At 58.6% G+C, this 13508-nt stretch carries 11 protein-coding genes and 2 pseudogenes; 3 read left to right on the forward strand and 10 right to left on the reverse strand.

Annotated features, from left to right (window positions below):
* Positions 1–470: 470 nt before the first annotated feature.
* Positions 471–635, forward strand: a pseudogene (locus HBA54_RS22350) (integrase core domain-containing protein); the annotation flags it as partial.
* A 346-nt stretch (positions 636–981) separates the two neighbouring features.
* On the opposite strand, the gene HBA54_RS22355 reads toward HBA54_RS22350, so the two are convergent.
* The 10 genes from HBA54_RS22355 to HBA54_RS22400 are packed head-to-tail and all read right to left on the reverse strand — an operon-like array spanning position 982 to position 10358.
* The gene (locus tag HBA54_RS22355; RefSeq protein WP_167228878.1) at positions 982–2853 is read right to left on the reverse strand and encodes a V-type ATP synthase subunit A; all 1872 of its coding nucleotides are present in this window, start codon (positions 2851–2853) and stop codon (positions 982–984) included.
* A complete protein-coding gene (locus tag HBA54_RS22360; RefSeq protein WP_167228880.1) occupies positions 2853–3548 on the reverse strand; it encodes a hypothetical protein in 696 nt (231 codons plus the stop codon). Before HBA54_RS22360 ends, HBA54_RS22355 begins: the two co-directional genes overlap by 1 nt.
* Positions 3549–3563: 15 nt before the next feature.
* Entirely contained in the window at positions 3564–4262 is a 699-nt protein-coding gene (locus HBA54_RS22365) for a hypothetical protein (RefSeq protein ID WP_205944837.1), read from the reverse strand.
* Positions 4259–4711 carry an ATP synthase subunit C gene (locus HBA54_RS22370; RefSeq protein WP_167228882.1) on the reverse strand — a complete coding sequence of 151 codons (453 nt, stop codon included), beginning with the start codon at positions 4709–4711 and terminating at the stop codon, positions 4259–4261. The genes HBA54_RS22365 and HBA54_RS22370 overlap by 4 nt, the downstream gene beginning before the upstream one ends.
* Complete coding sequence (locus tag HBA54_RS22375) at positions 4708–6504, reverse strand: V-type ATP synthase subunit I (protein WP_167228884.1); 1797 nt, start codon at positions 6502–6504, stop codon at positions 4708–4710. Before HBA54_RS22375 ends, HBA54_RS22370 begins: the two co-directional genes overlap by 4 nt.
* Positions 6501–7106: a V-type ATP synthase subunit D gene (locus tag HBA54_RS22380; RefSeq protein ID WP_167228886.1), complete on the reverse strand. Its 606-nt coding sequence runs from the start codon at positions 7104–7106 to the stop codon at positions 6501–6503. Before HBA54_RS22380 ends, HBA54_RS22375 begins: the two co-directional genes overlap by 4 nt.
* A gap of 1 nt (position 7107) precedes the next feature.
* Positions 7108–8514: a V-type ATP synthase subunit B gene (locus HBA54_RS22385; protein WP_167228888.1), complete on the reverse strand. Its 1407-nt coding sequence runs from the start codon at positions 8512–8514 to the stop codon at positions 7108–7110.
* An 18-nt stretch (positions 8515–8532) separates the two neighbouring features.
* Positions 8533–9192 carry an amino acid kinase family protein gene (locus HBA54_RS22390; RefSeq protein WP_167228890.1) on the reverse strand — a complete coding sequence of 220 codons (660 nt, stop codon included), beginning with the start codon at positions 9190–9192 and terminating at the stop codon, positions 8533–8535.
* A gap of 3 nt (positions 9193–9195) precedes the next feature.
* Entirely contained in the window at positions 9196–9417 is a 222-nt protein-coding gene (locus HBA54_RS22395; protein ID WP_167228892.1) for a Rossmann-fold NAD(P)-binding domain-containing protein, read from the reverse strand.
* Positions 9417–10358, reverse strand: a complete 942-nt coding sequence (locus HBA54_RS22400; protein WP_205944838.1) for a YfcC family protein — start codon at positions 10356–10358, stop codon at positions 9417–9419. The genes HBA54_RS22395 and HBA54_RS22400 overlap by 1 nt, the downstream gene beginning before the upstream one ends.
* Positions 10359–10706: 348 nt before the next feature.
* On the opposite strand from HBA54_RS22400, the pseudogene HBA54_RS29240 reads away from it, so the two are divergent.
* Together HBA54_RS29240 and HBA54_RS22415 are read left to right on the forward strand one after the other, a co-directional pair.
* Positions 10707–11434 (forward strand): annotated as a pseudogene (locus tag HBA54_RS29240) (IS3 family transposase); the annotation flags it as partial.
* Between the two features lie 328 nt (positions 11435–11762).
* Entirely contained in the window at positions 11763–13508 is a 1746-nt protein-coding gene (locus tag HBA54_RS22415; protein WP_167228898.1) for a PHA/PHB synthase family protein, read from the forward strand.

Below are 13508 nucleotides of genomic sequence, written 5' to 3' on the forward strand. Positions count from 1 at the left end.
TCTGCACCATTCATACATCCGGACATAGTTTTTGGTAGGGACAAGAGGGACTCGCTGAAACTGCTGGAACTTGCCCACGGTGTCTCCACTGCGCGGCGATGATGTTCCCGTTCTGTCATAGGAAAGTCTCATCAAATCTACGTTGGATTGGGTGATACTGGCCACCGCCAACAAGGCATCCCATTGGCGATTAACATACTTATTATCCTGCAGTCATCGTCGTGTCTTGTAAGACTTGCTCTGCTGAAGGCGTCATGTCCGACGATATCGTCATAGGACACATTCCATTCAATTTTTCAGGTTCAGAGGACGGAACGATGAAAAAAACTCGCAATCTGCTTGGCAGCTTTTGTGTCAGTGTCCAGCCTGTCGGCGCAGAGTGTATCTGCTCAGGATTTCTCCATGCCGGTTGTCCAGATTGCACCTGACTTCGCTATGTCGAACCTGAACAGGGAGTTGCTGAACAGGCCGAATGCATCGACCAGGATTGGTTCCTCTCGCTGGACGATGCGCGCTCGAAATGCGAGGTTTATCGGAGAGAATACAATGAGGAGAGGCCTCACAACGCCATCGGCAACAAGACCCCGATGGAGTTCATAAAATCCATCGGGCAACCCAGCCGCCCGATGGTCTAAAGAACAGGAACTTGGGCCTCAAGCCGGTCGAACGTTGGGGGGCAAGCTCATATACACCCATACATGTCACTAACATTGGTCCAGTCACAAGGGGGAGTATGAAACCGACTCGGATACCTCACTACATTGTACGGCGGGATAATACTAGCGGTTTAAGGTTCAAGAAGAGGTCGGCCTCAAGCTGAATCCCCCATCAAAATATTTGCTGAGGATCGTCCTGACTAACTCGAAGATGCCTTTAATAAAGCAATAGCAGCCAGCCCGAATTGGCATGAGAGAATCCGTCGGGCTTTGGCAAGGATGTCTGATGCGAAGGAGCGGTTGACCAAGCTATGAAATGCTCCAGTTATTGGTCAACTTGCTTAGTATAGGTATCTGGGAGTCTGTCGATCTGTCGCAACAAGTCGCTGTAATCAGGCGACTCTGTTGCAGCATAATTGAAGTTCTTGAATAATCCTGTCAGCTGAGTGAAGTAGCCTCGCGCGGTCGTTTTGTCGGCGAAGTCGTAGCTGCGGGTCACAAAGTCGTAGACCTTATCGAAGGCCAGCTTTTGCCGCTCCAAGGGCACCGTGGCGTCCACCGGATCAAAGGCGTCCTGCTGCAGGTAAACCATATCCAGAAACAATGCCTTTTGCTGGGTTACGAAGTCATCCAGGGTCACACCCTCCTCGCCAGTCACCTGCATCATCTGCAGAACCGCATCACCTCGGTTCAGGAGGTCCTGCATCTCTTCCACCCGCTTGGTCCAACCCGCCGCCAGCGTTTCATCGTACCAGGGTGCGAGCTGCTCCAAATAGCGCGACCAGGAAAGAAGCGGGTCAACGGCAGGGTAAAATCGTTTGTAGGCGCGGTCCGCCGAGAGACCGAGGAAGCACTTGACGGTCGCCAGCGTCGATTGTGTGACGGGCTCATCGAAATTTCCGCCGGCCGGGGAAACCGTGCCGATCATAGTAAGACTGCCATGCGCACCGTCGTTGGTTTCGATCACACCGGCCCGCTCGTAGACGCCCTTGATCGAGGATTGCAGATACGCCGGGAAACCCTCTTCCCCCGGGATCTCCTCCAGCCGACCAGAAGTCTCGCGCATGGCCTGCGCCCAGCGCGAGGTGGAATCCGCAATCAACAGCACGTCATAGCCCATTTGACGGTAGTATTCGCCCAGGGTGATCCCGGTAAAGATTGAGGCTTCCCGCGCCGCGACAGGCATGGAGGAGGTATTGCAGACGATGATCGTCCGGTCCATCAGCGTTCCGCCTGTTCTGGGATCGGACATCTCGGGAAACTCATTGATCGTCTCGACCACCTCACCGGCGCGTTCACCACAGGCCACGACGATCACGACGTCGACCGAGGAGTGACGCGAGATCAGGCCCTGCAGGACGGTCTTGCCGGCGCCGAAAGGCCCCGGGATACAGGCCATGCCGCCGCGGGCGATGGGATAGAAGGTGTCAATCAGGCGCTGGGTGGTGATTACCGGTTCGTCGGGATAGAGCCGGCGCGACAGCCCCCGCTTGAGCAGACCGGCATTGAGCGCCTTGCGCACCGGCCATTTTTGCGAAAGCGAAACGGAGCGCTCCCGCCCGGCCTTATCCTCCAACCGCGCAACAACCTCGCGCAGGGTAAAGCTGCCTTCCTGGATCCAGGAGACGCGGAAGCTTCCCGGCCAACCGAAGGGCACCATGATCTTGTGCCGGTAACGCCCCTCCTGGACCGTCCCGACTGTATCGCCTGCGACGACTTCGGCGCCGCTTTTGACGACTGGGATGAAGGACCACTTCTTATCCTCATCCAGGGGCGCGATCTCGGCGCCGCGCGGCAGGAAGATGCCGTAGCGAGCGGCGACCTTTGGCAAGGGGGCCTGCAGTCCATCGTAGACCTGCCCCAAAAGCCCCGGCCCAAGCTCGACGGAGAGCATCTCGCCGCTCTGTTCGACCGCATCGCCGACCGCGACACCCAGTGTGCTTTCGTAGACCTGGGCATCGGCGGTTGCGCCCTGGACACGGAGCACTTCGGCCTTCAGGCGTTCCTGCTCACCCCGTTCATTCAGCGCGCCCGGACAGATGTAGATGACTTCGTTCTTCACCAGGTGTCCCTGCCCGCCGTCCTCGGTGGCCAGGGTTTCGATCTCGACGAGATCGTCCTGTACAGCCACCACACTGGCCGTTGGCTTTAGCGCGATTTCCGGTTTCTGCTGCGCGCCCCGTGACTTCCCCACCATCAGATCTCACCCTCGAATGATAGTTGCGCCTCTGCACCGAGGCCTGCGGCGATCAGATCTTCGAAGCGGTGCGCCGCGGCTTCACTGTTGTAGCGGCCCCAACGCTCGACGATGCTCCAGCGCAACACGTAGATCACGACCGCCTCGAAATTAAAGGCGTGACTGCCGGAAAGGCGCTGCAACTGCTTATTGGATTGGTCCAGTATCAGGCGTTCCAGTGCGATCGTGTCGCCCTGCTCCATCAAACGGGCAGCCTCACCCAGCCAGGGAAAGACGCGCTCGAGCCGAAAACCCGTTTCAGCCCAGTTGCGGGCGATATGCCCGGTCCAGCGTCCGAAGCCCCAGGAGTTGTTGCCCGGCGGTGGCCCCTCGCCCCGGGCCCGGTGGCGCAGTGCGGCCACGCAGGTTCGGATCTCGAGCCGGCCACGCAGGATCTCATGGAGAGTCCGGTTGCCGATCTGGGACAAAGCTGCGCGTCCGCGATCGATGACATCCTGCTCAGAGAAGGTCATTGGAAACCGACGCCAGTCAAGGACGTCCTCGATCAGCTTCAAGGTCTCGGCATCCTCGGGCGTCAGCACACGCAGCCGTTGGTCCAGCTTCAGGCGTGACAGCGGTGGTTGCTTAGCAACGAACAACGCCTCCGGACTCGGCAGACTCGAGATCAGCATCACGTAGCTATCGGACTCACTCATAACGCCCGCATCCATTCACTTCACGATCCCTTCCAATACCGCCCGAAAACGGGGCTGGAGGTGCTGAAGGATTAGGGCGGCAACGGCCTGATCCGTCAGATCAAGCGTAACATCCTGGTCTTTCATCCGCACTGTAATGCCCGAGCCGGTGTCATCCGACGGACCGAAAGTCACCCCTTCCCGCAGCATCTCACCGGTCAGGCTCAGGACGAATTGCGTCAGCTGGCCCTTATCCAACTCCTGCGGATCGTTGCGCAGCTCTTCGAGACCCACAATGCTTTCCGGCAGCAGAATCTCAAGTGGTTCATCCTCCTGCCCGGCGATCTCATCGCGCACCCGGCCTGCCACGTCCAAAATCATTCGCTCAAGCAGCGCGGGGCTCTCAAGCTGCCGGGTGACAAGGCGTTGCACGTCGGCGCTGAAGCGCTTCATCAGGACGGCTTTCATATCTAGCACCGTGTCGCGCATCGCGGTCTTGAGCGCTTCTTCTCCGGCTTTACGGTATGCCTCCGCCTTCTTACGCGCGGTCTCCCGCTGCACCTGTGCATCGGCCCTTGCCTTATCCAGAAGGAATTTCGCCTCGGCCTTCGCGTCCCCCAGGATCTGCGCGGCCTCCGCCCGCCCCGCCGCTACGCCTTCTTCACGCAACCTGCTGATAAGTGCGTCGACACCGCTCGACATAGCCTGATCCTGGAGCGCTTTGTTCGCCATCATGCTGCTCCCGGAATACCGGCGCTGACCACCAGCGCAAAGACGAAGGCGAAGACTCCAAAGCCTTCAATGATCACTGCCGGCGCCAAAGACAGCCCAAAGATTTCAGGCTTTTCCTTGGCGGCGTTGATCGCGGCGGCGCAGGCCCGGCCCTGCCAGATGCCGCAGTAGAGCAGCGCGATACCCGCAAAGAAGCCGACCCCGAAAAGTCCGCCCGCATTTTCCGGTGTCACCTCGCGGTTCAGGGTGAACATGATCACGATGCCATAGATCACAAAACTCGAAGGAAAGGCCGAGATGCCGATGTAGCGGCCGTAGCCGCCCTCGGTCTCGAGCATGGCACCAATGCCCGCCTGCCCGGCAATGGAACAGCCGATCGCGCCGGCGACCGTGCCGATTGCCATCGGCGAATAGATCCCGCTCCAACCCAACGCAAGGACGAGTTCGTTCACGGTTGCACCTCCTTTCGGGCGAACCTGCGGAAAGCTGTCCCCTCTTCCGGCAAGCCCCATTTGTAAAACTCGATAAAGTTCAGCCTTAGGCCGTGGACCACGCCACTCATCAGCGATAGGCCAAGATTAAGACTGTGGCCGATTGCAAGGATAAGTATGGCGGCGAGAAGACCGATACCCGGCGAGGCCTGATGAACGGATGTGGCCAGGTCGTTGAAAGTTACGGCCAAGGACGCACTGGCCAGGCCAAGCGCAAAGAGGCGCATGTAACTCAGCACATCGCCGAAAGCCCCCATCACGCCGGTGAGGCTCTTCATTCCGTCGGCCAGGCGCCAGAGATAATCACTCGGCTTACGGACCGGGCGCTCACTGCTGAACAGCAGGACGGCGAGCAGACCAATGCCGATCAGCGCCTGGCCAGCAAGAGTCCAGGAAGCGTCCGTGCCGGCCAACCAGAAAGCCAGGCCGCCGAAGATCCCGGTGATCCAGCCCAGTTTGGAAAGGGCGACCAGACTCCTGCACCGGACATAAGCCGCCATGGCATTTGCAAAGACGATATGAAGCACACCGACCACGATGGACAACTTCATCATGCTGTCAAAGTCGTTCACGCTGAGTACATGAAGTGTTCCGGGTAAGGAATCTGGCGGCGGCGTCACGCCGAAATAACTGCCGACGATCACACCATAAAGGATAGTGCAGCCGAAGAGCGACAGACCGAGAGTCCGATAGGACCTGCTTGTCCGACTGCGCCCGAGCCGCCGCCAGAAGAGCAAAAGCCCGGCCATCAGCACCGCACCGTACCCGGCATCGGCTAGGATCATGGCAAAGAAGAGGGAGAAAAACGCGACAAGCAACAGAGTTGGATCCCAACTGCGATAGCCCGGCACCTGATAGAAAACCGCCAGATCGGCGCCGGCCGCGAGTTCGTCCGGCTGCTCAATCAGGGTCGGCGGATCGTCTTGGGCACCGGGTTCCTCAATCAGACACGCCAATCCTGCCTCCCTGACGTAGGCCTCGACCGTGGCAAGGGAGTCGACAGGCACCCAGCCCTGAACCGCAACGAGCGAATCGCCATCGCGCGTCTGCTGTTCGGCATAGCTCAATGATGCCTGGTTCTCGGCCTCCGCCAGATTGACGCTGAGCAGATAGATGTAGCGCGTCAGGGCCTGGCGCTGCGCGACCAGATCCTCCAGCTCGATTTCTGTATCCTCAAGCTGGGCCTTGAGCTCGCCCAGCGGCAATGCGCCGGTGTGAGTGCGCGGAACGGGCAGCAGATCGCCTGGTGGTTCCTCCTTTGCAATGACAACGAGGTAAACGAAGCGGTGATCCTTGCGCAGAATCTGCCAAGGCAGTTCAACGGAATCGAGTGTGCTCAGCAGCGCTAACGGCAGGACATAAAACCATAGCCGGTAGCCAACAAGCGCCTCATGAGGCGGAAAGACGAGGTCACCCCAGGGTTCGACGGCTGCGATGCGGTGCTCCAGAAAATCCCGGCGATCGGTGGCGTCGCGCAGTCCTTGCTTCAACGCGAGTGCGTCCGTGATGAGGCTTCCGACATCAAACCTGGGATCACGGAGTACCTGCCTTCGTTTCTGCGGCATGTCGGAGAGAAAACGCAGAGCCTTGAAAGCCGCCTCAGCCCGCGGCGAGGCGACCTTCTCCACCTCGGCGGGACGCGGACGCAGTGGCAGAAGGTGCATGCACCCGAGATCCTGCAACCCTTCGAGCAAGCCACGCTTTTCCCTGAGCAGGCCGCAGAGCGTGATCTTTTTGAGCCGCAGAATGGTCATACCGTTCCCTCCGCTGAATGCTTGCGCTTAGCGATCTTGGAACGGACCACCGCCGCCATCTCCTCGTCCGAAAGGAAAACCTTGATGCGCTTGATGTTCGCTCTGGCATTCGGGATCAGAACCTTGTCGAAAAGGTTCACGCGCTGCGTAATCGTCTTTACGGCTCCGTCGAGAAGGACCAACCGCCGCTCATCAACCTGCACACGGACTCGCAGTTCCAGGACTTCGCGCAGAGCAGCCACCACATTGTCGACCCAATGCGGCTTGGCCAGCAGAGCATAGGATTTCACTTCGACTTCGACCGCCTCAAGTCTCGGAAGATGCGTGCCCACGAGGTTCTCCGTCGCCAAACGCACGTCAGAGATGCGCACCAGGCCGGTCAGATCGACATCTTGATTGGAGAGCATGGGCAGAGAACGACCCACCTGCCTGGTTAGCGTCCCGATCTGCCCGCGCGTTTGCGAAAGAGCCCGGACCGCCTTTGCCCGTTCCGCCATCAGCTGCTGACGCTTGAGATCGAGCGACGGCAGGAAACGCTCGTAATTGCGCAGACTTTGCGACTCACGGGCCAGCGAGGATTTATTGAGCTGCAGCTTTGCCATGTTATGCCTCCTCTGCTTCGGCTAGCTTCGCAGTATCAACTCGTGGCAACGCCAACTCCTTCGGATAGTACTTGTCGATCAATTCCTGTTTCATGAGCAACTGCTCGGGCCGAAAACACTCGGCAAGAGTCTGCCAGCCGAGATCCAAAGCCTCCTCCAAGGGCAGAGTGAGTTCGATATCCATGAAGCGGCCGCGAAAGAGGTTTCCGAACTTCAAAAGCTGCCGGTCGAAATCGGATAGGTCGAAGGCCATGGCCTGCTTCTGCTGAGCGTCACGGGCGCCGGAATAGAAACGAATCATGGTGTTCATGATCTGACCGTGATCTTCACGGGTTACCTTGCCGATCACGTTCTGCTTCAGCCGCGACAGCGAGCCGAAGGGATCGATGACGCCGTCATGCAGATAGAACTGCCCCTCGGTGATGTAGCCGGTGTTGTCGGGCACCGGATGGGTAATGTCGTTCCCCGGCATGGTGGTCACTGTCAGGATAGTCACCGACCCGCCCTTGGCGAAGTCGCAGGCCTTCTCGTAACGGCGGGCGAGCTGGGAATAGAGATCGCCCATGTAGCCACGGTTCGAGGGCACGCGCTCCATGGAGATGCCGACCTCTTTCAGGGCATCCGCATAAGCGGTCATGTCAGTCAGCAGCACCAGGACGCGTTTGCCCTCCTCCACCGCGAAGCGCTCGGCCACGGCCAGCGCCATATCGGGTACCGGCAGCCGTTCGACGATCGGGTCCGAAGCCTGATTGATGAACATAACGGTGCGGGAGAACACGCCCGCGTCCTCGAAGGTTTTGCGGAAGGTATGGTAGTCGTCGAAGATCAGCCCCAGCCCCCCGAAGACAACGATATCCGCATCCGCCTGAATACCGATGCGGGCCAGGAAGGGGTTGAAGGGTTCGCCGGAAACCGAAAAGATCGGAATCTTCTGACTCTCGACTAGACAATTGAAAACGTCGATCATCGGCACGTCCGTGCGGATCAACTTTTTCGGGACGATGCGCTCGCAGGGATTGACCGACGGCCCGCCGATATCGACCTTAGGATCCATGGAGAGATCGGGACCGCCATCGATGGGCGCGCCGGTTCCGTCGAACACCCGCCCCAGGATGTTCGCTGAGTAGGTCGCCTGCATGGGATGGCCGAGGAACTTGACCGTGGCGTTGGTAGAGACGCCCTTGGTTCCCGTGAAGATTTGCAGAGAGACCACGTCCCGGTCGATGCCTATGACCTGGGCCAGCGACGTCTCGCCCTCCGCATCCTCCAGCCGAGCAAGATCACCCAGGCGGACAACGCTCGCTTTGCTCCTGCCGGTCTTGTTATCGCCATTTTCAGGCACCCGGACTTTCAGAATGTCGCCGACGATCTCGAGGATGCGCGAGTAGCGGACCAGATCACGAAGCATCGCTATCCCTCCAGGATTCTAATGCCATTCAAGACCGGTTACGACGCCACTCACGGTCGTCCCGGCCGTTCCGTCGACGATGCCCTGCAGCCTACGGTTTTCATCATAGACCGTCGGGATGCCGCCCCCACCGGCGCAGATGACGATGGTGTTGCGCTCCAGTAACCAGCGGATCGGGCGGATTTCGAAGATCCGCTTGGGCATTGGCGAGGCGACGACGCGGCGCCACTTGTCGCCGTTCGGCTCGATAGACCAGTTCTTTTCAGACGCCAGGCGCCGGGCTTCCGCTTCCTCGTAGACCGGGCCGATAAACTTGGTCGGGTCGGCGAAGGCTGGATCCGTCTGATCGACCTCGATCATTGTCAGGATGGTCGCAAAGGGTACCTCGACCGGTAACAGGTTGCCCATCTCCTGCTCGATCATGTAGCCGATCATGCCTTCGGTTTCGGCCTCCAGGACATCCAGCGGATAGACCTCCCCCGGTTTGTAGGCCGCCCCCTGCAGGGCGAGCAGGCCGACCTGCGGACCATTGCCATGTGACACAACGAACTGGTGCTGCGCCGCGATCGGTACCATGGCTCCAGCAGCGACCCGCACATTCTCTCTCTGGTTCTCCGCGGTCATGGCCTGACCGCGGCGGAGAAGAGCATTGCCCCCAAGAGCGATGACGATCCGCATGGCTCAAGCTCCGATCGTTGAGACCAGGACGGCCTTGATAGTGTGCATGCGGTTTTCCGCCTGTTCGAACTGCACGCCGGCGGGAGATTCGAAAACCTCCTCGGTGACTTCCATCTCGGCAATGCCATGTTTCTCAAAGATCTCCTGACCGACCTTGGTTTCGCGATTATGAAAGGCCGGCAGACAATGCATGAAACGGGTCGAGCCCTTGCTGGTCGCCACCATCAGTGCGCTGTTGACCTGATGATGCCGCGGGCAATGCCGATCACAGGGGCAACGCCCAGCAGTTCGCGGGCGCCGTCGAAAAGGTATTGGTGAAGTCCTCCTCGCTCATGCAAGTGACCACACCGACCAGGATCGAGGCCACGATGAAGATACCGGATATCTCGGCCATCCACCAGCCACCGGACGAGACACCCCAGATCATGACCGCGAAAGCGAGGACGAAGACCAGCAACACGGTCTTGCGGGGCAAAGTGAAATCCAACAGGTGGCTGTCTGCAACAACCTCGCGACCTTTCAGGAAGTGCGCTTCGTTGGATTCCCGCCGGTCCGCGACGATGGAGGATGCCGTCGGTAATGGGCACACCTGCCGCGTTGGCCGCGATCACTGTGGCAAAGGGATTGATGGTCGAACCCAGGGCGCCAACGCCAGCTCCCAGCATAATAATGGCATCCCCGGTCACCGCGTCGTACCTTGCGGCGATCATCACCGGAATAATCAGGCCATAGAACGCCAGAGTTTCCTCGGCCATGCCGTAGATCGTCCCACCGGCAGCGAAGAGCGCCATAAGGATCGGAATCATCCACTTCTCCCGGCCCCTCATGCCTGTCATGGTCCGCTCGATACCGGCATCGATGGCGTCTGTTTTGGTCACGACACCCAGGAAGCCGCCGATGATCAGTACAAAGAGTGCAACATCGATTGCCCGCGCCTCGTAACTCCCCGGATCAAAGAAACCGGCAATCGGCGCGAGTACCACGTCGGCAAAGCCCTGAGGATTGGGATCAACCTCCTTATAGGTGCCGGGTATCGGAACTTCCTTCCCCAGTGTCTCGTTCATTTCCCGGTCATATTGACCGGCCTGGACAAACCAGGTGGCAACAGCCACCGCGATGATCAAACCGAACAAGATGGTGTAGGCACTTGGAAACTTCAGTTTCATAGCTTCACGTTTCCCCTGTCATAGAGTCATGAAATCGCAAGGGTTCGCTCAAATTGCAACTCTACAATTCGAAGAACCGTCGATTATTTTGTGATATCAACGTGACCTTTCCATCGTCACGACGCGGCGCAATCGGCTGCGGTAACTTGGGCTTGCTTTGTCTCTCCGTGCGCCGGCGGTGCTCTGTGCCTCCGTCGCAATGGCCTGTGCCTGGCTTGAAACCTCTTCAAGCTGATCGACCCGACTCCTCGCTTTTGGGTTAGCCTGTTCCTCGAAGAAGGAGACAGACGATGAGGCGCAGCAGGTTTTCCGAAGAATAGATTATCGGCGTCCTGAAGGAGCATCAGGCGGCCGGACGATGCTGTTGTCCACCCGCGCTCGCGCGAACTGGCCTCTGAGCGTCGCCGTTTCGGCTACCACCGTCTGTACATCCTGCTGCGGTGCGAGGGCTTCCATATCAACAGGAAAAAGGTCTGCCGGTTCTACAAGGCGGAGCGCCTCACTGTGCGCAAGCGCGGCGGGTGCAAGCGGACCCTGGGCAGTCGAGCCCCGATGGTGGTCCCGCAGGTCGCCAATCGCCGCTGGAGTCCGGACTTCGCCTCCGATGCGCTGTTGGACAGCCGGCGGTTCCGCATCCTCTGCGTGATCGATGCCTTCACCCGCGAGTGCCTGGCCACTATGGTGGATAACTCGCTCTCTGGTGTTCTCGTGGCCAGGAAGCTGGATCGGCTCTGCAGTCTACGCGGACGCCCAGACACCATTGTCTCCGACAACGGCACCGAGTTGACCTCCAACGCCATACTGAAGTGGCAGCAGGATGTTCACGTCGATTGGCACTACATCGCCCCTGGAAACCCATGCAGAACAGGTTCGTCGAATCTTTCATAGGCCGGCTGCGCGACGAGTGCCTTAATGAGCACCTGTTGACCAGCTACGGCCATGCCCGCAGGGTCATCAATACCTGGAGGAACGGCTACAACACCCACAGACCGCACCTGAGCCTCAACGGGCTCACCCCGATCCAGTTCGCAACCCGATTCGAAGCGGACCATAACCGGAACAGAGCTAACTTATGAATGTGGACATTTCGGGGAGCTTGTCACTTTTAATCTGACAGTGCCGAGCAAACGCATCTATCACACCGCCGCCACCACCCAAAGCGAGGGAGACCTGCAAAAACAGATAAAGCCAAACCACACTGAACCAAACCCAAAAACTGGGTGAATTTACTCCGGCACTTCTAGCTATTTTTAAGTCGACATTGACAATGGGCACGAACGATCCCACGTCGTCGATTGTTCTGGTCCACCCTAGTGTCCATGCAAGTGTCTCACGATTGTTGTTTTGTTGTCGCATTACGGCATTACCGTGCTGGTTAAGCACAAAAGAAATGGAAGCAGTCTAATGAAGGATCCAAACGCAACTGAAGTCGCCGGTCACGCGTCACAAAGTGCTTCGGTGACCCGCAAAGCCGACCGCCCTTTGCGTCGGCATTTAGCGTCGATAACAGGCGGAAGCTCTCCGGCATCCACGCTGACGATGATCAACGACTGGGCGCTGCATCTGGCCAGTGCACCAGATTTGCAGATCACCCTGGCACAGACGTCGTATGCTCATTGGGTCGCCTGGCTGGGATTTGTTGCAAGAGGGTGTCCCGAAAGCCCGGACCAGCATCCCATTGCGGCGCAAAAGGGCGACCGGCGTTTTCAAAATGCGGCGTGGACCAAGCCACCGTATGCTGCGATGGCGCAGGGCTTCTTGCTGTTGGAAGACTTTTTCGACAAGGCCACATCAGAGGTTCCAGGGCTTGATCCGGCACATGACAGGGCGATGACCTTTCTGATGCGTCAAATGCTTGATGCTATGGCACCGTCCAACTTTCTCGCCACGAACCCCGAAGCACTGGTGCGAACCGTCGAGACGCATGGTGCAAATTTGCAAAAGGGCATTGCCGCGTTCTTGAACGACTACCAAGCGGGGTGGAAAGGCGCGACACCTGCGCGAACACAGCAGCTGGGTCTGGATGTGGCGTGCACACTGGGCAAGGTCGTATTTCGCAATCATTTGATCGAGCTGATCCAATACGCGCCCAAAACAGGCAAGGTACATCCCGAACCGATCCTGATCGCACCGGCATGGATCATGAAATACTACATCCTTGATTTGAGTCCGGACAACTCGCTGGTGCGTTATCTGACGTCGCAGGGCTTTACCGTCTTCATGATCTCATGGCGCAACCCGGATCCAGAGGATGCAACGTTGGGGATGGACGATTATCTCACACAGGGCCTCTTGGCGGCGGTCGATTACATCACCACCGTAACGGGGGCCGAGCAAATCCACAGCGCCGGCTATTGCCTCGGCGGTACGCTTCTTTCGATCGCGGCAGCCGCCTTGGCCCGTGACGGTGATGAGCGGTTGGCCAGTATGACGCTTTTTGCAGCCCAAACCGATTTCACGGAGCCCGGCGAATTGAGCCTGTTTATCAATGAAAGCCAGGTATCCTTTCTTGAGGATCTCATGGACGCACAGGGCTATCTAGAGGCTAATCAGATGATGGGTGCGTTTCAGATGTTGCGGTCGAACGATCTGATCTGGTCGCGGGTGGTGCGCAGCTACCTACTGAGTGAAAATGACACACCTATGAACGATCTGATGGCCTGGAATGCCGACGGCACGCGCATGCCTGCGCGGATGCATTCAGAGTATTTGCGGCATATGTTCCTGAACAACGACTTGGCGGCCGGTCGTTATCAGGTGGGCGGTCATGCAGTGTCACTGCGAGATATCCGTATCCCTGTTTTTGGCGTTGGGACCGAGACAGATCACATTGCCCCGTGGAAATCGGTCTTCAAGGTGCACTCGTTGGGACATGCCGATGTAACCTTTGTCCTGACAAACGGTGGCCATAACGCGGGCGTTCTGTCCGAGCCCGGCCACAAGCATCGCCATTTCCGCGTCCATACAACACGCGATCAGGACAACGCCCTGTCGCCGGAGGACTGGTTGGAAACGGCAGCACTGGAAGAAGGCAGTTGGTGGCCCTCCTGGGCCGCCTGGCTTTCAAGGCATTCTGGCCCCAAGGGCGCGCCACCTAAAATGGGCCGCAAACTGGCTGACGCCCCCGGCACCTACGTCATGATGGAGTAG

The sequence above is a fragment of the Pelagibius litoralis genome (assembly GCF_011683915.1).
GTDB lineage: Bacteria > Pseudomonadota > Alphaproteobacteria > Kiloniellales > Kiloniellaceae > Pelagibius > Pelagibius litoralis.

Coding starts and splice junctions, on each gene's coding strand:
- HBA54_RS22355 (WP_167228878.1), bottom strand. CDS start 2,853: ATGGTGGGGAAGTCACGGGGCGCGCAGCAGAAACCGGAAATCGCGCTA.
- HBA54_RS22360 (WP_167228880.1), bottom strand. CDS start 3,548: ATGAGTGAGTCCGATAGCTACGTGATGCTGATCTCGAGTCTGCCGAGT.
- HBA54_RS22365 (WP_205944837.1), bottom strand. CDS start 4,262: ATGATGGCGAACAAAGCGCTCCAGGATCAGGCTATGTCGAGCGGTGTC.
- HBA54_RS22375 (WP_167228884.1), bottom strand. CDS start 6,504: ATGACCATTCTGCGGCTCAAAAAGATCACGCTCTGCGGCCTGCTCAGG.
- HBA54_RS22380 (WP_167228886.1), bottom strand. CDS start 7,106: ATGGCAAAGCTGCAGCTCAATAAATCCTCGCTGGCCCGTGAGTCGCAA.
- HBA54_RS22385 (WP_167228888.1), bottom strand. CDS start 8,514: ATGCTTCGTGATCTGGTCCGCTACTCGCGCATCCTCGAGATCGTCGGC.
- HBA54_RS22390 (WP_167228890.1), bottom strand. CDS start 9,192: ATGCGGATCGTCATCGCTCTTGGGGGCAATGCTCTTCTCCGCCGCGGT.
- HBA54_RS22395 (WP_167228892.1), bottom strand. CDS start 9,417: ATGGTGGCGACCAGCAAGGGCTCGACCCGTTTCATGCATTGTCTGCCG.
- HBA54_RS22400 (WP_205944838.1), bottom strand. CDS start 10,358: ATGAAACTGAAGTTTCCAAGTGCCTACACCATCTTGTTCGGTTTGATC.
- HBA54_RS22415 (WP_167228898.1), top strand. CDS start 11,763: ATGAAGGATCCAAACGCAACTGAAGTCGCCGGTCACGCGTCACAAAGT.